General features: G+C 64.0%; 18 protein-coding genes. 11 read left to right on the top strand and 7 right to left on the bottom strand.

The genetic code is table 11. The features are described from left to right. The first annotated feature begins 125 nt into the window (after positions 1 to 125). The 5 genes from dnaG to KVT37_RS18060 all read left to right on the top strand — a co-directional run bounded on the left by dnaG (position 126) and on the right by KVT37_RS18060 (position 6,235). Positions 126 to 2,072, top strand: coding sequence for a DNA primase (gene dnaG / locus KVT37_RS18080; protein WP_217575500.1), 1,947 nt, complete (start codon positions 126 to 128; stop codon positions 2,070 to 2,072). Between the two features lie 425 nt (positions 2,073 to 2,497). Beyond that, positions 2,498 to 4,525 (top strand): RNA polymerase sigma factor RpoD, encoded by a 2,028-nt coding sequence (gene rpoD / locus KVT37_RS18075; protein ID WP_217575498.1) that lies wholly within the window; start codon positions 2,498 to 2,500, stop codon positions 4,523 to 4,525. Between the two features lie 164 nt (positions 4,526 to 4,689). Further along, positions 4,690 to 4,983 carry a GYD domain-containing protein gene (locus tag KVT37_RS18070; protein WP_217575496.1) on the top strand — a complete coding sequence of 98 codons (294 nt, stop codon included), beginning with the start codon at positions 4,690 to 4,692 and terminating at the stop codon, positions 4,981 to 4,983. Between the two features lie 71 nt (positions 4,984 to 5,054). Beyond that, complete coding sequence (locus KVT37_RS18065; RefSeq protein WP_217575494.1) at positions 5,055 to 5,435, top strand: DCC1-like thiol-disulfide oxidoreductase family protein; 381 nt, start codon at positions 5,055 to 5,057, stop codon at positions 5,433 to 5,435. 137 nt (positions 5,436 to 5,572) lie between these two features. Continuing rightward, positions 5,573 to 6,235, top strand: coding sequence for a PadR family transcriptional regulator (locus tag KVT37_RS18060; protein WP_217575492.1), 663 nt, complete (start codon positions 5,573 to 5,575; stop codon positions 6,233 to 6,235). 83 nt (positions 6,236 to 6,318) lie between these two features. Here KVT37_RS18060 and KVT37_RS18055 read toward each other — a convergent pair whose 3' ends face one another. Beyond that, positions 6,319 to 6,579: a YiaA/YiaB family inner membrane protein gene (locus KVT37_RS18055; protein WP_112098816.1), complete on the bottom strand. Its 261-nt coding sequence runs from the start codon at positions 6,577 to 6,579 to the stop codon at positions 6,319 to 6,321. Between the two features lie 62 nt (positions 6,580 to 6,641). Next, on the bottom strand, positions 6,642 to 7,319 hold the full coding sequence (locus KVT37_RS18050) for a PspA/IM30 family protein (protein ID WP_217575490.1): 678 nt from the start codon (positions 7,317 to 7,319) through the stop codon (positions 6,642 to 6,644). Between the two features lie 178 nt (positions 7,320 to 7,497). Between KVT37_RS18050 and KVT37_RS18045 the strand changes: the two genes are divergently transcribed. Further along, positions 7,498 to 8,139, top strand: coding sequence for a TetR/AcrR family transcriptional regulator (locus KVT37_RS18045; RefSeq protein ID WP_217575488.1), 642 nt, complete (start codon positions 7,498 to 7,500; stop codon positions 8,137 to 8,139). Between the two features lie 67 nt (positions 8,140 to 8,206). Beyond that, complete coding sequence (locus KVT37_RS18040; RefSeq protein ID WP_217575486.1) at positions 8,207 to 8,500, top strand: HlyU family transcriptional regulator; 294 nt, start codon at positions 8,207 to 8,209, stop codon at positions 8,498 to 8,500. A 49-nt stretch (positions 8,501 to 8,549) separates the two neighbouring features. Here KVT37_RS18040 and KVT37_RS18035 read toward each other — a convergent pair whose 3' ends face one another. The 4 genes from KVT37_RS18035 to KVT37_RS18020 are packed head-to-tail and all read right to left on the bottom strand — an operon-like array spanning position 8,550 to position 12,533. Continuing rightward, positions 8,550 to 9,482 (bottom strand): 3-keto-5-aminohexanoate cleavage protein, encoded by a 933-nt coding sequence (locus tag KVT37_RS18035; RefSeq protein WP_217575484.1) that lies wholly within the window; start codon positions 9,480 to 9,482, stop codon positions 8,550 to 8,552. Positions 9,483 to 9,518: 36 nt separating this feature from the next. Continuing rightward, complete coding sequence (locus tag KVT37_RS18030) at positions 9,519 to 10,349, bottom strand: carbohydrate ABC transporter permease (protein WP_217575482.1); 831 nt, start codon at positions 10,347 to 10,349, stop codon at positions 9,519 to 9,521. Then, a complete protein-coding gene (locus tag KVT37_RS18025) occupies positions 10,346 to 11,281 on the bottom strand; it encodes a carbohydrate ABC transporter permease (RefSeq protein WP_217575480.1) in 936 nt (311 codons plus the stop codon). Before KVT37_RS18025 ends, KVT37_RS18030 begins: the two co-directional genes overlap by 4 nt. Before the next feature lies 1 nt (position 11,282). Then, positions 11,283 to 12,533 carry an extracellular solute-binding protein gene (locus KVT37_RS18020; protein WP_217575477.1) on the bottom strand — a complete coding sequence of 417 codons (1,251 nt, stop codon included), beginning with the start codon at positions 12,531 to 12,533 and terminating at the stop codon, positions 11,283 to 11,285. Positions 12,534 to 12,682: 149 nt separating this feature from the next. On the opposite strand from KVT37_RS18020, the gene KVT37_RS18015 reads away from it, so the two are divergent. The 3 genes from KVT37_RS18015 (at position 12,683) to KVT37_RS18005 (ending at position 15,956) form a co-directional block, all read left to right on the top strand. Next, a complete protein-coding gene (locus KVT37_RS18015) occupies positions 12,683 to 13,600 on the top strand; it encodes a BadF/BadG/BcrA/BcrD ATPase family protein (RefSeq protein WP_217575475.1) in 918 nt (305 codons plus the stop codon). A 22-nt stretch (positions 13,601 to 13,622) separates the two neighbouring features. Then, positions 13,623 to 14,642: an SIS domain-containing protein gene (locus tag KVT37_RS18010; RefSeq protein ID WP_217575472.1), complete on the top strand. Its 1,020-nt coding sequence runs from the start codon at positions 13,623 to 13,625 to the stop codon at positions 14,640 to 14,642. A 138-nt stretch (positions 14,643 to 14,780) separates the two neighbouring features. After that, the gene (locus KVT37_RS18005; protein WP_217575470.1) at positions 14,781 to 15,956 is read left to right on the top strand and encodes an ROK family transcriptional regulator; all 1,176 of its coding nucleotides are present in this window, start codon (positions 14,781 to 14,783) and stop codon (positions 15,954 to 15,956) included. Between the two features lie 97 nt (positions 15,957 to 16,053). On the opposite strand, the gene KVT37_RS18000 is transcribed toward KVT37_RS18005, so the two are convergent. Beyond that, positions 16,054 to 16,692, bottom strand: coding sequence for an FMN-dependent NADH-azoreductase (locus tag KVT37_RS18000; RefSeq protein WP_217575468.1), 639 nt, complete (start codon positions 16,690 to 16,692; stop codon positions 16,054 to 16,056). A gap of 111 nt (positions 16,693 to 16,803) precedes the next feature. Here KVT37_RS18000 and KVT37_RS17995 point away from each other — a divergent pair, with 111 nt between their 5' ends. Continuing rightward, positions 16,804 to 17,757 carry a LysR family transcriptional regulator gene (locus KVT37_RS17995; protein ID WP_217575465.1) on the top strand — a complete coding sequence of 318 codons (954 nt, stop codon included), beginning with the start codon at positions 16,804 to 16,806 and terminating at the stop codon, positions 17,755 to 17,757. The last annotated feature ends 9 nt before the right edge of the window (positions 17,758 to 17,766 follow it).

Below are 17,766 nucleotides of genomic sequence, written 5' to 3'. Positions count from 1 at the left end.
GAATTCAACAAGAAGGCGGCCGCTCGGCCGCCTTCTTTTCGTCTGTGAAAAGCGGGTACGATGGGCGAGACAGAGTCGCCGCGCCCGGCCGGCTTGATTATATGAAGGGCAAACGAGCTTTTTAGATGCGCTTTCCGCCCGCCTTCCTCGACGAGATACGCGACCGCGTGCCGATTTCGCAGGTGATCGGTGCGCGCGTCGCGTGGGACAGGCGGAAGACCAATGCCTCGCGCGGCGACTATTGGGCCTGCTGCCCGTTCCACGGCGAGAAAAGCCCCTCCTTCCACTGCGAGGACAAGAAAGGCCGCTATCACTGCTTCGGCTGCTCGGTGTCGGGCGACCATTTCAAGTTCCTCACCGAGCTCGACGGCATGAGTTTTCCCGAAGCGGTCGAGAAGATCGCGGAGATGGCGGGCGTGCCGATGCCCGTGCGCGATGCCCAGGAAGAGCGCCGCGAAAAGGAACGCGCCAGCCTGACCGACGTGATGGAGATGGCGACCACCTTCTTTCAGGAGCGCCTGCAGGGCCCGGAGGGAGCAAAAGCCCGCGCCTATCTCAGGGAGCGTGGACTGACATCGGCGACGCAGCAATCGTTCCGGCTTGGCTTCGCGCCCGACAGCCGCAATGCCTTGAAAGAGCATCTGGCGGCAAATGGCGTGCCGAAAGCCGATATCGAGGCCTGCGGGCTGGTGCGGCATGGCGACGACATCCCGGTCTCCTATGACTGGTTCCGCGACCGCATCATGTTCCCGATCCCGGATTCGCGGGGCAAGATCATCGCCTTCGGCGGACGCGCGCTGGCGCCCGATGCTCTCGCGAAATATATGAACTCGCCCGATACCGAGCTCTTCCACAAAGGCAACGTGCTCTACAATTTCGCCCGCGCCCGCAAGGCACTCGCGAAAGGCGGCACGGTGATCGCGGTCGAGGGCTATATGGACGTGATCGCGCTGGCGCAGGCCGGCTTCGAGAACGCCGTGGCGCCGCTTGGCACGGCGCTCACCGAAAACCAGCTCGAACTTCTTTGGCGGATGGCGCCGGAGCCGGTGCTGTGCTTCGACGGCGACAAGGCCGGGCTGAAGGCGGCATGGCGTGCCGCCGATCTTGCGCTGCCGTCGGTGCAGCACGACCGCCGGGCACGCTTTGCCCTGCTGCCCGAAGGCAAGGATCCCGACGATCTGGTCAAGGCCGAGGGGCCGGATGCGTTCCGCGCGGTGCTCGCCGAATCGCGGTCGCTTGATGAACTGCTGTGGATGCGCGAGACGGCCGGCGGTGCCTTCGATACGCCGGAGCAACGGGCGGGGCTGCGAAAGACGTTGCGCGACCTGACCAGCCGCATCCGCGACGAAAGTGTGCGCTATTATTACCAGCAGGGGATGCGCGAGCGTGAAGAGGCCTTCTTCGGCTCCAAGCGTGGCGCGCGGCAGGACCGTCAGGATGGCGGCCGGCCAGGCGAGCGCGGCCAGGGCAAGACACCGGCACCCGGCGGACAGTTCGCCAAGGGTGGAGGCAGCCGCATCGCCATCACCGAAAGGCTCGGACAGTCGGCGTTGGTCAAGCGCGGCGACGAGGGCATGTCGGTGCGCGAGGCGACGATCATCGTGGCATTGGTCAACCATCCGGCGCTGATCGACGAGAATTTCGCGCATGTCGAATTCCTCGACCTTGCCAATTCGGATCTGCGCACGCTTCACGCCGCCATCCTCGACGCCATGGCGCATGACGCGGCCGACGATCGCGGCGCGGTCATCGCCACCATCGAGCGCGCCGGGTGCGGCGGCATCTGGGAAAGGGCGGTGGCGCTGATCAAGCGGGCGCGGCAGTGGCCCGCGCTCGAAACCGCGGGGCTCGACGACGCCCGCGACGCCTTCAACCAGGCGCTGCACTTGCAGCGCAGCGCCCGCACATTACATAGAGAGCTGAAACAGGCGCAGGCAGCGCTCGACGCGGATCCTTCGGACGAAAACTTCCGGCATCTGGTCGAGATTCAAGCGCAATTCAACGATGTGCAGGCAACGGAAGCGCTGATCGAAGGGTTCGGCGTTTCGTCGGGCAGGGTTGGACGCGTTTAGGCCGGACTGCTCCTGGAAATGAAGTGGAAATGTGCAGCGCGTCGAATCGACGCCTCTAAGTCGGGTAATTGATTCGCTTTTTTCATGCGAATCATGCCAGAGGCGCTTGACCTTCTGGCAGATTGGCGGAATCAGGACGATTCGAAACGTTAACCGTGCCCCGGCGTCGGCGGGAAATTTGAGCGATGTGAGGTATCGGTGACGTCTGGACAGGCAAAGTGCCTGCTCCAGATATCAGGGTTAATCTGGACTTAATGCATGTCGCCCAAAAAGTGGAAACCGGTTTGGGACCAGCGACAGGCACAAACAAAAGCGATGACACGGTTGCCGGGCCGGTAAAAAGCGTTCTGGTGCGAGCGCATCCGGCATAACCGATCAGACAGTTTACGCGGCCTCGATATTCGGCCGCTTGGAGACGACAAAGAATGGCGACAAAGGAAAAGGAAGAGGTCGAGACCGAACGTGAAGGTGCCACCGATGGCCCTCTGCTCGACCTTTCCGACGATGCTGTCAAGAAGATGATCAAGGCCGCGAAGAAACGCGGCTATGTCACTCTCGACGAGCTCAATGCGGTGCTTCCCTCGGAAGAGACGGATCCGGACCGCATCGAAGACATCAATGCGATGCTCAGCGACATGGGCATCAACGTCGTCGAGGACGACGAGGTCGGCGAGGAGGCTGAGGCCGAGGCGCCCGCCGACGCCGAGGAAGACGCCAACGAGCTCGCCGAGCAGACCGGCACCGCCGTCGCCGCCACGACCACCAAGAAAGAGCCGACCGATCGTACCGACGATCCGGTGCGCATGTATCTGCGCGAAATGGGCTCGGTGGAGCTTTTGTCGCGCGAGGGCGAAATCGCCATCGCCAAGCGCATCGAGGCCGGTCGCGAAACGATGATCGCGGGCCTGTGCGAAAGCCCGCTGACCTTCCAGGCCATCATCATCTGGCGCGACGAGCTCAACGAATCGAAGATCCTGCTGCGCGAGATCATCGACCTCGAGGCGACCTATGCCGGTCCCGAAGCCAAGCAGGCGCCCGTCGTCGAACGCATCGAGGAAACGCCCAAGCCCGATGAGAAGCCGCGCGGCCGCGCGGCGGCACGCGAGGAAGAAGACGACATCACCAATGTCGGCGGCGACACGCGCGGGCTGGAGGAAGAGGAAGACGACGAGGACGAGGCGAGCCTGTCGCTGGCCGCGATGGAAGCGGAACTGCGTCCGCAGGTCATGGAGACGCTCGACGTCATCGCCGACACCTACAAGAAGCTTCGCAAGCTGCAGGACCAGCAGGTCGAGAACCGTCTGGCCGCCGCCGGCACGCTGTCGCCCAGCCAGGACCGGAGGCTCAAGGAGCTGAAGGATCAGCTGATCAAGGCGGTGAAGTCGCTGTCGCTCAATGCCGCGCGCATCGAGGCGCTGGTCGAGCAGCTCTACGACATCAACAAGCGCCTGGTGCAGAACGAGGGCAAGCTGCTCAGGCTCGCCGAAAGCTATGGCGTGCGCCGCGAGGAATTCCTCAAGGAGTATCAGGGCTCGGAGCTCGATCCGAACTGGACCCGCTCGATCGCCAACCTGACGTCGCGCGGTTGGAAGGAGTTCACCAAGAACGAGAAGGACGCGATCAAGGAACTGCGCGCCGAGATCCAGAACCTCGCCACCGAAACGGCGATATCGATCCTGGAATTCCGCAAGATCGTGAACCAGGTGCAGAAGGGCGAGCGCGAGGCCGCGATCGCCAAGAAGGAAATGGTCGAGGCGAACCTGCGTCTCGTCATCTCCATCGCCAAGAAATACACCAACCGCGGCCTGCAGTTCCTGGATCTCATCCAGGAAGGCAATATCGGCCTGATGAAGGCGGTCGATAAGTTCGAGTACCGCCGCGGCTATAAGTTCTCGACCTACGCCACCTGGTGGATCCGGCAGGCCATCACCCGCTCGATCGCCGACCAGGCGCGCACCATCCGCATTCCGGTGCACATGATCGAGACGATCAACAAGATCGTGCGCACCTCGCGCCAGATGCTGCACGAGATCGGCCGCGAGCCAACGCCGGAAGAACTGGCCGAGAAGCTCGCCATGCCGCTGGAAAAGGTGCGCAAGGTGCTGAAGATCGCCAAGGAGCCGATCTCGCTCGAAACGCCGGTCGGCGACGAGGAGGATTCGCATCTCGGCGACTTCATCGAGGACAAGATGGCGATCCTGCCGATCGACGCCGCGATCCAGGCCAATCTGCGCGAGACGACGACGCGGGTGCTTGCCTCGCTGACGCCGCGCGAGGAGCGCGTTCTGCGCATGCGCTTCGGCATCGGCATGAACACCGACCACACGCTGGAGGAAGTCGGCCAGCAGTTCTCGGTGACGCGCGAACGCATCCGCCAGATCGAGGCCAAGGCGCTGCGCAAGCTCAAGCATCCGAGCCGTAGCCGCAAGCTGAGAAGCTTCCTGGACAGCTGAGCGGGAACGCAACCATACGAGATCGAAAGGGCGCCTCCGGCGCCCTTTTTCATTTCCACCCCGCGCTTGCCGGGAACGGCAGGCGGTAGGATACTCATCGTCGAACGCATTTCCGGACGGTTGGCCGGATGCCCCGGCCACCTCGCTCCGATGGGAGGTGTGCCATGACGACCTACATCTTGCTCCTAAACTGGACCGAGCAGGGCGCAAAGAACGTGCGCGAGTCGCCAAAGCGGCTCGATGCCGCCAAGAAGCAGCTTGCCGACATGGGCGGATCGTTCAAGGCGTTCTATCTCACCATGGGCGAATGCGACATGGTCGCCGTGGTCGAGGCGCCCGACGACGCGGTGCTGGCGCGCTTCGCGCTGATGCTGTCGTCCGGAGGCAGCGTCCGGACGCGGACATTGAAGGCGTTCCCGGAATTCGCGTATCGCGAGATCATCAGCTCACTTGGATGAAGCGCGGCTGAAAAATAGTCTGGCCGACGCGTCGCATTGCGGCGCAGCGCCCGGTCGACGATAGTCGCGCCATGCCCAAGCCGCCGCTGACCGTCTGGTACAACACACGCTGCCCGGTGTGCGACGCCGGCATCAGCCACCAGAAGCGGCGGCTCATCGAAGCGGTCAAGGCGGGCTGCGTCGAATTCCGCGACATCAATTTCGAGCCGCAAGCGCTTTCAGCCTTCGGCGCCTCGCTTGAGGATATCCGCCGCCGGCTGCATGCGACCGATGGCGAAGGGCGGCTGCTGGTCGGCGCCGACGTCGCGATCGCGGTCTGGCGGCTCACGCCGGGCGAGGGGTGGCTGGCGTCCCTGTTCGGTAACGTGGCCACACTGCCGCTGACGCGCTTTGCCTATGACCGCTTCGCGGACCTTCTCTACGCCTGGAACCGGCGCAAGGGCCACTGGTAGGCGGTATGGGCCCTGGCATTCGAAGACGCATGAGCCATCTTGGCCGCACCTTAGATACATCGTAAGATATATCTTGACTCCGCAAACGGCGCGCCTTACTTAAGATGTATCGTAAGATATAACTCAAGGAGCAATCCATGCACAGACACGATCATTCCGGGCATTTCGGCGAGCGCATGTTCATGCACATGGCCGGCAAATTCGGCGGCCGCGGTGGCGGCTTCGGGCCGTTCGGCCATGGCGGCAGGGGCGGCGGCCGCGGCGGCCCGGGCGACATGTTCCGCGCCGGGCGCATGCTGGCCGACGGCGATCTCAAGCTGATCACGCTGTCGCTGCTGGCCGATGCGGCGCGCCACGGCTACGACATCATCAAGGCGCTGGAAGAGCGCACCAGCGGCGTCTACAGCCCGAGCCCGGGCGTGGTCTATCCGACGCTGACCTTCCTGGAGGAAGCAGGCTATGCCGTGTCGTCCAGCGAGGGCAACAAGAAGGTGTTTTCGATCACCGAGGCCGGCAGGGCGCATCTGGACGAAAACCGCGAGATGATCGACGGCGTGCTCGACCATCTCGAGCGGTTCGGCCGCAAGATGGCGGCGGCGCGCGAATGGTTCGGCTGGGGCGACGACAGGGACGAGGGGCGCCGTGGCCGCTCGGAAAAGCGCGACCAGTTCCGCGCGCTGCGCCACCGGCTGCGCGCCGCGCTCGGCGACATCGCCGACGCGCCGGAAGACAAGCAGGCCGAAGCGATCAGCATCCTCGAAGACGCCGCCGAAGCGATCGAGGCGCTGGCACGGCGCTAGCCTAACTGCAATTCTTCAGATCAACGAAATAAGCCCGGATCGCTCCGGGCTTATTTCGTTCGATTGACGATCAGGCAGGGCGGTCAATCCTTGCCGACATATTCGCTGATCAGCTTCTCGTTGCGCGCCTTCTCGATCTTGGCGGTGGTCTCGGCGGAGATGCGCTCGTCGGTGCGATACTTGACCAGGTTCACCAGGCTGCCGGTGAGCAACAGGATACCCATCGCCCAGTAGCCCTTGGTCGAGAGGTCTACCGGCGCCAGCCACAGCGACAGGCCGAGCATGAAGTAGGCGGCGCCCACGGACACGGTGTTGAACAGGATATAGGTCTGATTGCCGTTCATCGTATTGCTCCTTGGATTGGTTTTGTTTCGGGGATTTGGTCTGTTTCGGGAAAATTGCGGGTTCAGTTCAGGGATTTGAGGCGCGCCAGAACGTCCTCGGCGCGCACCTTGGTGGCCGCCCCGTGGCCTGCTTCGGCGAGGCGCTCGCGGATCGCCTCATGGCGCAGCTCGCCGTCGATCTCGTCGAGGATACCGGCTTCCTCGAACGGGTCGGGGCTGTCCTTGATGCGGGCCAGCAGCTCCTCCGCCTCGTTGATGCTCGCCGTGCGGCCGATCGAACGGTTGAGGCGCGACTGCGCCTTGCGCTCGGCATCGATCGCCCGGGCCGAGATCATGCCCTGGTTGAGATCGATGATGCGGCGGTGCGCCTGTTCGACGGAGAGACGCATCCGCAAGGTCTTCTCGCCGAGGCTTTTGACCGTGGCGCGGCGGACCTCGCGCTCGTTCTCGAGTTCGGCGATTGCGGAGGCGCCGCCTTCGGCAAGCGCCTGGTTGCTGGCGGAAAGCGCGCTCAGCGTGCGGGTTTCCAGATCGGCGATGCGGCGGTCGAGCTGGTCGAGGCTGGTCTGTTCGGCACGTTGACGCACGATCAGCGAGGCGAGCGTCTGCTTGGCGGCGGCGAGGCCCGCCTCCGCGTCGCGGATGCGCTGGGCCAGAAGGTCGATGGCGAAACGGTCCTTCAGATTGTCCTCGGCGCGAGCGCTGGCGCCGTCAAGCAATGTCTTGATCAGGCTAAACATCTTGTCTTCTCCCTGTTAGCGTGAACGTTGTTCACAAACTCAACATAACAGGAAATGAACATTGTTCAAGAGATATTTTGAACGCTGTTCACGAGGCCTTGGACATGGTAAACGGAAAGAGATGGAATGAATTCCGGCGTGGGCGTGCAGCCCTCCGGATTGAACGACAGGAAACAGCATGGCGCTGGACAAGGAAGAAATGAGCGAGAAGGTGCTCGCCATCGCCGAGACGCTGCTCAACGAGGGCGGCGCCGCAAATCTGAAGGCACGCACCATAGCCGAGCAGGCCGGCATCTCGGTCGGATCGGTCTACAACCTCTTTGCCGATCTCGACGAGGTGCACCGCGCCGTCAACATGCGGTTGCTCGACCGGCTCGGCGCGACAGGCCTCGCGGCCATGGCCGATCTCGAAAGGCAAGGGGTGAGAGATGTCCAGCATCGCATCCTGGCGATGGCGGCCGCCTATGTGCGCTTCGTCGAGGCGCATCCCGGCAGCTGGCCGGCGGTGCTTGCCTTCAACCGCCGCCGCGCGACGCGGCCAGGCCCCGACGCCTATGACGCGCTGCTCGACGACTTGTTCGACATCGTCGCCGGCGTGCTCAAGGCCGGAGACTTCGGCCTCGACGACAAGCGCCGCGCGCTCGCGGCCCGCACCTTGTGGTCAAGCGTGCATGGCATCGTGACCAGCGGCTATGTGGCCAATTCGGACAGCCGCCAGGCCGAGGAGATCTGGCACCAGGTCGAGCTGCTGGTCGGCGTTTTCGTCAAGGGGCTGGAACACGGCGGCGCATTCGCGCATGCTGGGACAAAGCCTGTGTGAAACAGGGCCTGCGTGGACAAGGGGCGCCGCGATTTCCTGGTGCCCGCGTGAAGTGGAGTTTTGAGGAATGTCTTTTCTGAAGAAGCTTTTTGGCGGCGGCGGTGGCGAGGCAACGGAGGCCGGCACCGCCAAGCCGGCCAAGCAGGTCGAGCACAAGGGGTTCCTCATCAGCGCGACGCCCTACAAGGCCGAAGGCCAGTACCAGACCTGCGGCGTCGTTTCCAAGGAAGTGGACGGCGTGTTGAAGGAGCACCGCTTCATCCGCGCCGACCGTTTTGCCGGGCTGGACGATGCCGTCGACATCTCGATCAAGAAAGGCATCCAGCTCGTAGACGAGCAGGGCGAGCGCATGTTCAGCTAGCTGCCGCGCAGCGGCTTCCGATCCGCTGGCTCGCTCCCCTCCGCTCCGATCAGAACGCGACCTTGTCGCCGCCCTTGAGCTGCAGGATCTGGCGGGCCTCGTCGGGCGTGGCGATCGAGGCGCCGAGGCCTTCGATGATCTGGCGCACCTTGGTCACCTGCTCGGCGCTCGAGCGGGCGAGCTTGCCCTTGCCGATCCACAGCGAATCCTCGAGGCCGACGCGCACATTGCCGCCGAGCGCGATCGCCTGCGTGGCGATCGGCAATTGATGTCGGCCGGCACCGAGCACCGACCAATGATAGTCGTTGCCGAACAGGCGGTCGGCCGTGCGTTTCATGTGCGCGACGTCTTCGGGATGCGTGCCGATGCCGCCGAGGATGCCGAACACGCTCTGGACGAAGAACGGCGCCTTCACCAGGCCGCGCTCGACGAAATGCGCCAGCGTGTAGAGATGGCCGATGTCGTAGCACTCGATCTCGAAGCGCGTGCCGTTGTCGGCGCAAGTGCGCAAGATGTGCTCGATGTCGCCAAAGGTGTTGCGGAAGATGCGGTCGCGCGAGGATTCCAGATAAGGCCGCTCCCAGTCATGCTCGAAGGTCTTGAAGCGCTCCAGCATGGGGAACAGCGCGAAATTCATTGAGCCCATATTGAGCGAAGCGACCTCGGGCGCGAAGGTCTTGGCCGGCCTGACGCGCTCCTCCACGCTCATCGTCGCGGCACCGCCGGTGGTGATGTTGACGACGCAGTTGGAGCGCTGCTTGATCACCTGCAGGAAAGGGGCGAAGGCCTCGGTCGATTGGTCGGGGCGACCGTCGACCGGATTGCGGGCATGGAGGTGGACGATCGCCGCACCCGCCTCGGCCGCCTCGATTGCCGCGGTGGCGATCTCCTCGGCCGTCACCGGCAGATGCGGCGACATCGATGGCGTGTGGATCGAGCCGGTTACGGCGCAGGTGATGACGATCTTGTTCTGGTTCGCCACTTATGATCCTCGATCTCTTCGCTATCTGACCGCGCTCTATTTCACCGCGCCTTGCGTGATGCCGGAGATGAACTGCTTCGACAGCACGATGTAGAGCAAGGTAATTGGCAGCGCCGCCAGTGTCAGCCCGGTGAACAGCACCCCCCAGTCGGTGGTGAATTCGCCGACGAACACGGTCAGCCCCTGCGGCAGTGTCTTCAAATTGTCGGAGGTGATCAGCACCAGCGGGAAGAAAAAGTCGTTCCAGATCGGCACCGCGTTCTGGATCGCCACGATGACCAGCGCCGGCCGCGCCAGCGGCAGCATGATCGACCACATGATGCGGAGCTCGCTGGCGCCGTCCATGCGGGCGGATTCCTCCAGCTCGCGTGGCAAGGTGCGCAGGAAACCGGTCATGATGAAGACGGCCGAGGGGATGCCCATCGCGACATAGACCAGCACCAGCCCGAGATAGCTGTCGACGAGACCGAGCGTGTCGAGCTGGATGAACAGCGGGATGATCGCGAGCTTCAGTGGCACCGTCATGCCGCTGAGGAAGAACATCAGCACCAGCGAACTCAGCCGGAACCGGTAGCGGGCGATGGCGTAGCCGGCGAGCGTGCTGAACAAAAGGATCAGCGCGACCGAGGCGGCGGTGATGCCGACCGAGTTCGCCAGATAGCGGACGAAATTGGTCTCGGTCCACACCTTCTCCAGATTGGCGGTCGAGAAATGCGTCGGCAGCGAGAGCGGCGAGGAAAAGATCTCGGCGTTGGTCTTGAACGACGACGTCACCATGACGAACAGCGGATAGACCATGATGACGGCGTTGACCGCCAGCAGGAGCTGGATGGCGCCGTTCCTGATCGTCTCGCCGCGATCCCTCACTGCTCGATCTCGCGGCGGCGCAGGTAGCGCAGGGCGATTGCCGTGACGCCGGCAACGAGGATGAACATCAGCACAGCCAGCGCGCTGCCTTGGCCGAAATCCTGGATGCCGGTGGTCGTGCTGCCGAAGGCGGTGCGGTAGAAATAGAGGCCGAGCACATCGGTCGAGCCGCCTGGCGAACCGGTGAGGCCCGCCATGACATAGGGGATCTCGAACCAGTTGAAGCTGCCGATGAAGGTCAGGATGGTGACGATGGTGACGCTCGGCGCGATCAGCGGCCAGACGATCTTCGTCATCAGCGCGTAGTCGCCGGCGCCGTCGAGACGGGCGGCTTCCAGCACGTCCTTGCTGATGCGCTGCATGCCGGCGAGCAGCACCAGCGTCGGAAAGCCCAGCCAGTGCCAGATGTTGGCGAAGAGGATGCTGCCGAGCGCGGTGTTCTCGTTGCCCAGCCACGGAATGGCGCCGATGCCGACCAGGCCAAGCAGCTGGTTCACGAGGCCGAACAGCGGATGCAGGAACAGCTTCCACAGGAAGCCGACGATCACCGCTGACAGCACCACGGGCAGAAAGACGATGACCTGGTGGACGCGATGCCCCGGCAGCGCCTTGAGCAGCGCGAAGGCGATCAGGAAGGCGGTGCCGTTCTCGAACAGCATCAGCGCCAGGAAGGCGATGACGTTGTGCTTCAACGCATTCCAGGTCCAGTCGCTGTATGGCTTTTCGAACAGGACCTGGCGGAAGTTTTCGAGCCCGATGAAACCGGATGGCCGCAAGCCGTTGAACTCATAGAAGGCGAAGCGGAAGGCCGACAGAAGCGGCCACAGCACGAACAGCACCATGACCACCAGCGCCGGCGTCAGCAGCGCGGCAAGCCAGAGCGACCGACGCCACGCAAAAGGTCCTTCGCTGTGGCGCCAGCCGTCTGTCATTTCATTTGCCCTGGAACGGCTTGTACCATTTGGCGAGGCCGTCGGTGAGGTCGGCGGCGAGTTGGTCCGGCGTGATCGAGCCGGACATCATCTTGGTGATGTCGCCCTGCAGCAGTTCCGATCCCGTCGGCTTTTCGAAGCGGAAATAGACGACATTGATATGCGGCATCGCCGTCTCGTTCAACTTGGCGACATGCGAGAGCAGCTCATCCTTGATGACGACGCCCTTGATCGGCGAGATGTTGCCGAGAAGCGCGGAGAACTTGTCGCCGAACTCCTTGGTGCCCATCCAGTTGACCAGCTTGAGCGCCGCTTCCTTGTTGGCCGACTTGGAATTGACCGCGTAGCCGCCGTCGAAGAATTTCGTGGCCTGCGGCGTGTCGCCTGCCTTGGCCGTCGGCGGGGCGACGAAGTCCATGTTGATCGGCGGGTTCTGCGACCGGTAGGTGGCGATGTCGAAGCTGCCGCCGGCGAGCATCGCCGCCTTGCCGCTCAGGAACAGCTGGCCGGCCGTCTCGTAGTCGATGCCTTCGAAGCCGTCGGGCATATAGGGGCGCAATTCAAGCAGCTTGCCGAGCGCCGCGACATAACGGGGATCCTTGAAGGTGGTCTTGCCGCTGGTCAGGTCGCTGACGAAGTCCTGGCCCAGGAATGGGTTGGTGAAGATGGCCACGAACATCTCGTTGAACCAGCTGGTGCCCATGCCATTGGCCAAAGGATAGATGCCCTTCTCCTTCAGCGCCTTGCTGACGGTGATGAACTCATCCCAGGTGGTCGGCGGCGTCAGGCCGGCCTTGGCGAAGACGTCCTTGTTGATGAACAGGCCAAGCGTCTGCGAGGCGAAGGGCAGGGAATAGACCTTCTTGTCGGCGCGGTAGGTGCCGGACACCAGCGCATCGGCCGGCTGGTTGGCGAGCGAGGGCACGGTCGGCATGTCGAGCGGCTCGAAATAGCCGGCCTTCACGAACTGCTCGAGCCAACCATAGGCGTGCGTGTGGATGACATCGCCGCCCTTGCCGCCGGCCAAGGCCGTCGAGACGATGGTCGGGTAGTTCTCGTCCGGGAAGGACTCGAACTTCACGTGGATGTCCGGATTGGCCTTGGTGAAGTCGGCGAAAAGCTCGTTGTAGGCGGCCTTGTCTTCCTGGCGCCAGGTCCAGAACGAGACGTCGGTGGCGTGCGCCAGACTTGTTGCGAATCCCCATGCGAAAGAGGCGGCCGCGAGGGCCAGGCCGATCCTTCTCCTGTTCATCTTCCTGATCTCCCATTCAGCGCTTCATGCGCTTTGACGGGATTAATCAAATCATAGTTCTTGCCGTCTGGAAAGATAGTTTGTAAAGTTTCCTAACTAATGTGATTGTCGCGCCGCGCGGAACTTCGGTTGTCCGTCCGGCGAGGGGAATGTTCGTGGATCAGAACGTACTGGCGGGCGTGGACATAGGCGGTACCAAGACGCGCATCATGGGGCGCCGAGGAAACAGCGTTCTGTTCGATAAGACGCTCGTGACCGACGAGTGGCGCATTCGTCAGATGGAGGCCGATGCGGTGAAGCTCTCGGCCATCGTCATGGATCTGTGCGGCGGTACCACGCCGGCGGCAATGGCCGTCGGCGCGCATGGCTGCGATACCGACGAGCAATGCCGCCGGTTCCAGGCGCTGCTGTCGGCCAATCTGAAAACCAGCGTGCAAGTGGTCAACGACGCCGAGTTGATGGTGCCCGCCGCCGGCTATGATGACGGTATCGGCGTCGTGGCCGGAACCGGTTCGATCGCGGTCGCCCGCACCGCCGAGGGCAAGATGCTTGCCGCCGGCGGTTGGGGCTGGATCCTCGGCGACGAAGGGAGCGCTGCGGCCCTGGTGCGCGAAGCCGCCAAGGCGATCCGCCGTGCGCTCGATCGCGGCCAGGACGGCGATCCGCTGGTCGCCATGCTGATGCGCGAAATCGGAACCGACGACCAGACCAAGCTCGGTATCTTGCTCAACGAGACGAGGGGCGCCGCGGCCTGGGGCCGCTATGCCAACGCCGTCTTCGATGCCGCAAATGCGGGCTCGCCGCTCGCTTCGCGCGTCATCGAGGAAGGCGGGGAGGGACTTGCGGCGCTCGTGCAATTGCTGATCGAACGCGGCGCCAATGCCTCGCTGGTCGTCGCCGGCGGCGGCGTCATTGCCGAGCAGCCGATGCTGATGGAGGCTTTCGTCAAGGCCATGGCGTCGGTGTCGCCGGCAAGCCGCGTGGTTCTGCTGCGCGAGCCGCCGGTGATCGGCGCGGTGGCTTTGGCTGGGCGCCTTGTAGCGGGCAAGAGCCGTGGCAACGGCTGAGGGCGTATCGAGGAGTATTGCAATGAAGCGTATCGGTTACCGCCCTGCGGTCTCACGCCAGGCTGAAAGCCTGGAATTGGGAAGGCAGGCCGTGGCGCGGGCGCTCGATGCGCTCGATCTGTCGGGCTTTGCCGGCGGCACGATCGGATTTGCCGGCATCGGCGCCAGCTACCAGGCGGCGCTCGCCGGCGCCATCTATCTGCGCCAGTTCGGCAGGCGGGGTTTCGCCTTTGTGCCGACCGAGCTTTACGGCCGGACAGATGCGGCGGCGGACGCCTTTGTCGCGCTATCAGCCTCCGGCCAGAGCCGTGAAATCGCCGATGTGATGCTGGAGGCGAGAGCCTATCCGCGACTTGCCATCTGCCGTGGCGCCGACAATCCGCTAGCGGACATCACCGGCGCGGTGATCGCCATGGAATCGGGCGCCGACAATGGCGCCAGTTCCACCGGCTATACGGGAACGCTGCTCGCGCTCGGCATGCTGATCGACAAGATCGCCGGCGGCTCCTTCGACTGGGCTCAACTGCCGGTGGCCGTCGATAGCCTGCTGGCAAACGGCTGGCAGAGCGCCGGTCGGTCGGCAAGGCTTCTGGCCGGTCGCGCCTCCATCGACATCGTGGGTGCCGGTATCGGTTTCGCCAATGCCGGGGAGGCAGCGATGCTGATACGCGAGGCGGTCCGGGTTCCCGCCTCCGGCTGGGACACGCTGAACTATCTGCATGGCCCGATGGAAGCGCAGGACGCGGCCACCGGCCTGATCGCCTTCGGCGAGAATCGCGAGACCAAGATCGCGCAGGATGTCGCCGGCTTCGGCTGTCCCTCGGCGCTGATCACGCGAAGGACCGACATCGCCGCCACGGAAAAGCTCGCCCTGATCGTCATCCCGGCGCTGGGCAATGCGATCGCGGACGGCATCCTTGAGATCATCGCGCTGCAGATGATCGTCGCGGACATGCAGGACGCGGCCGGCCTGACCGACATCACCTTCCGCTACCGGCAGACCGACACCAAGCTGAAGCCTTGGTCGCCGACGGAGCTTTAAGTCTTCTGGCCGTCCGGTGAATTCGCGCAATCCGCCGAAACGCATCACAATGGCAATGGTCGCGGTTGATTCGTGATATGCGATCCGGCGCAGCTGGCCGCGTGCCGAGAGGGATTAGAGGCGGAACGAACGTCGCAGATGGCTCCATCCGAAATCCCCAGCCTGACGGAAAGCGCGCGCGCCGTGCTGCGGCTGCTAGCCTCGCAGGGGCCGGTGACGCGGCCGAAGCTCGGCTCGATGCTGGAACTCTCCAAGCCGACCATGTCGGCCGCGGTTTCCGAGCTCAGCGCGCTCAGCCTCGTCGCGTCACGCGGGACGGAACGCGGCGCCATCGGGCGCACCGCGACCATCTATGGCATCGGCCCTGGCGCCGGCTACGTGATCGGCATCGATGTCGGCGCCGCCCAGGTGCGCGCCGTCGCCTATTCGATGGATGCGCAGCCCCTGGCTACGGTGGAAGAGAGCATCCCGGACGGAGCGGCTACCGATGAGATCGGCGCGGTCGTTCTCTCGGTAGCCAAATCGATCCCGGCAAAGGTCGGCAAGACTTTCCGGATCCTTCGCAGCATCGCGGTCGCGGTACCGCGCATCGTCTCGCATAGCCGCCTCGGCAATGGCCAGGGGAGCGGTCCGGATGCGGTGCTTCACACCCTTCGCCGCAAGATCGACGTGCCGATCATCCTGGAGAACAACGTCAACTGCGCGGCCATCGGCGAAATGCATTTCGGCGCCGCGCAGGGTCACCAGACCTTTGCCTTCCTGCAGGTCGGCGTGCGCGTCGGCCTGGGCCTGATCAATGAAGGGCGGCTTTATCGCGGCGCCGGCGGCGCTGCCGGCGAAGTCGGTCGCATGCCCTTTCCATGGTCAGCCAGCGAAGTGCCTTATCGCGAGGGGCTGGAGCACTATCTCGGCTCGCGCGCGCTTGTCGAGCGCAGCCAGCAGTCCTGGCCGGCGGAAGAGGGGGACCCGCCGGGCTCGGCCAAGGAATTGTTCGCCCTGGCGCTGGCCGGATCGCGCCCGGCCGCCGAGGCGGTCTCGCGCCATGCCGCCGATATCGGCCGGCTTGCCGCCGGCTGCATCGGTATGTTCGATCCCGGGCTGATCGTGCTCGGCGGCGGCGTCGGGCGGAATGCGCTGATGACGGCCGAGGTCGAGCGGGTCGCCGGCGAACTGGCCTGGCCGACGCCGGTCGCGGTCAGCACGCTGGAAGATGTCGGAACCGCGCTCGGCGCGATGAAGCTGGCGCTGGATTACAGCCTTGGGCTGATCCTGCGCGAGGACCGCCATCCGGCCGTGGTGCTGCCGCCGCTGTAGGGCGACCGATCGCCCCAAGTCGAGATGCAGGGGGCCAAATGCAAAAAGAGGCAGGCGCTGGCGGGCGCCTTGCCTCTTTCATTTCCGGCGTCAGCGATCAGGCCGCGGCAGCGACCTGATTGGCGTTTGCGGCAACAATCGCCTCGACCTTGGCGGCCGCCTTGGCGAGCGCGGCGTTGACCGCGTCACCACCTCTGGCAACGCCTTCGACGCGGATGACGTCGACATCGGTCATGCCCACGAAGCCGAGCGCGGTGCGCAAATAGGGGATGGCGTGGTCCATCTGCACGGCGGGGCCTTCAGAATAGATGCCGCCGGAAGCGAGCACCACATAGACCTTCTTGCCGGTGAGGAAGCCCTTCGGGCCGTTCTCGCCATAGGCAAAGGTCTTGCCGGAGCGGACAACGTGATCGACCCACGATTTCAGCGTCGAGGAGATGCCGAAATTGATGAAGCCGGTGGCGAGGATGACTGTGTCGGCGGCGAACAGTTCATCAAGCACGGCGTCGGAGACGCCAACAACTTCCGCCTGGCGGGCGGTGCGGGATTCGGCAGGCGTAAAGATCCCGGTCGAATAGTCGGCATCGATATGCGGCAGCGGGTTGGCGACCAGGTCGCGCACGACAAGCGTGTTCGAGGGATCGGCAGCAAGCAGCTTCAGGGCGAGGTCGTTGGCAATGCGGGTCGAGTGCGAAGCAGCGCCGCGCGGGCTCGACGTAACGAGAAGGATGGACATTTTAGGCTCTCCAGCGGTTGGGAATTGTTGTTGCGCCGTATATGGAGTGCCTGACTCATTTGGAAAACTGGTATATTATATATACAATCCATCTACAAATTGGATATGATAATGCAACCCAATCCTACCCTCGACCAGCTTCAGGTCTTTGTCACCGTTGCCGAAACCGGCAGTTTCTCTGCCGCCGGCCGCAAGCTCAACCGGGCGCAATCCGTCATCAGCTACACCATCGCCAATCTGGAGGAGCAACTCGGCCTGAAACTGTTCGAGCGCGGCGGCACGCGCGAGCCGCAACTGACCGAGATCGGCCGGGCGATGCTGGAGGACGCGCGGCGCATGCTGGGCGCGCTGCAGCGTCTGCGCTCGCGGGTCGACAGCCACGGCCAGGGCCTGGAGGCCGAGGTCGCGCTGGCGGTCGACCCTGCGCTGCCTTCCTCGGTTCTGGTCCGGGTGCTCAAGGCGTTCGAGGCGCAATTCCCAACCGTCACGCTGCGATTGCATATCGGGTCGCTCGGCCTGGTACCGGACCTCGTCGTCAACGGACAGGCGGATCTCGGCATCGGCGGTCTGCTCGGCGAGGTCGACGTGCATCTCGTGCGCATCGGCTTCATGTCGATGGTGCCGGCGGCCGCGCCCGATCATCCGCTCGCGCTGCTACCCAAGCCGGTGCCGATCGAGGATGTGCGCGAATACACCCAGCTGGTTGTCACCGACCAGTCGGAACGCACGCGCGGACGCGACTACGGCGTCTTCGCCTACCGCACTTGGCGACTGACCGACATACGCACAAAGCACATACTGATGCGCGAGGGGCTGGGCTGGGGCGGCTTGCCGCGCTGGCTGATTGCCGACGACTTGGCGAGCGGTCGGCTGGTCGAGCTCGATCTCGAACCGTACAAGGAGGTCAGGGGACCCTTGTTTGCCATGCACCGCAACGATCGCAGCCCGAAACCGGTCGCCGCGTGGCTCATCGATCAGTTCAAGCGCGAGCTCGGTTGTTTTAACGAGTTCGAGCCGAACAAGGTGCTGGAGGAAGAGCCGGACAATCTCAACCGGCAAGCGTGAGTTTTTCGT

Source organism: Mesorhizobium sp. GbtcB19, assembly GCF_019091085.1.
Taxonomy (GTDB): Bacteria; Pseudomonadota; Alphaproteobacteria; order Rhizobiales; family Rhizobiaceae; genus Mesorhizobium.
This window is presented reverse-complemented; position numbering and strand designations above follow the sequence as displayed.

Coding starts and splice junctions, on each gene's coding strand:
- dnaG (WP_217575500.1), top strand. CDS start 126: ATGCGCTTTCCGCCCGCCTTCCTCGACGAGATACGCGACCGCGTGCCG.
- rpoD (WP_217575498.1), top strand. CDS start 2,498: ATGGCGACAAAGGAAAAGGAAGAGGTCGAGACCGAACGTGAAGGTGCC.
- KVT37_RS18070 (WP_217575496.1), top strand. CDS start 4,690: ATGACGACCTACATCTTGCTCCTAAACTGGACCGAGCAGGGCGCAAAG.
- KVT37_RS18065 (WP_217575494.1), top strand. CDS start 5,055: ATGCCCAAGCCGCCGCTGACCGTCTGGTACAACACACGCTGCCCGGTG.
- KVT37_RS18060 (WP_217575492.1), top strand. CDS start 5,573: ATGCACAGACACGATCATTCCGGGCATTTCGGCGAGCGCATGTTCATG.
- KVT37_RS18055 (WP_112098816.1), bottom strand. CDS start 6,579: ATGAACGGCAATCAGACCTATATCCTGTTCAACACCGTGTCCGTGGGC.
- KVT37_RS18050 (WP_217575490.1), bottom strand. CDS start 7,319: ATGTTTAGCCTGATCAAGACATTGCTTGACGGCGCCAGCGCTCGCGCC.
- KVT37_RS18045 (WP_217575488.1), top strand. CDS start 7,498: ATGGCGCTGGACAAGGAAGAAATGAGCGAGAAGGTGCTCGCCATCGCC.
- KVT37_RS18040 (WP_217575486.1), top strand. CDS start 8,207: ATGTCTTTTCTGAAGAAGCTTTTTGGCGGCGGCGGTGGCGAGGCAACG.
- KVT37_RS18025 (WP_217575480.1), bottom strand. CDS start 11,281: ATGACAGACGGCTGGCGCCACAGCGAAGGACCTTTTGCGTGGCGTCGG.
- KVT37_RS18020 (WP_217575477.1), bottom strand. CDS start 12,533: ATGAACAGGAGAAGGATCGGCCTGGCCCTCGCGGCCGCCTCTTTCGCA.
- KVT37_RS18015 (WP_217575475.1), top strand. CDS start 12,683: ATGTTCGTGGATCAGAACGTACTGGCGGGCGTGGACATAGGCGGTACC.
- KVT37_RS18010 (WP_217575472.1), top strand. CDS start 13,623: ATGAAGCGTATCGGTTACCGCCCTGCGGTCTCACGCCAGGCTGAAAGC.
- KVT37_RS18005 (WP_217575470.1), top strand. CDS start 14,781: ATGGCTCCATCCGAAATCCCCAGCCTGACGGAAAGCGCGCGCGCCGTG.
- KVT37_RS18000 (WP_217575468.1), bottom strand. CDS start 16,692: ATGTCCATCCTTCTCGTTACGTCGAGCCCGCGCGGCGCTGCTTCGCAC.
- KVT37_RS17995 (WP_217575465.1), top strand. CDS start 16,804: ATGCAACCCAATCCTACCCTCGACCAGCTTCAGGTCTTTGTCACCGTT.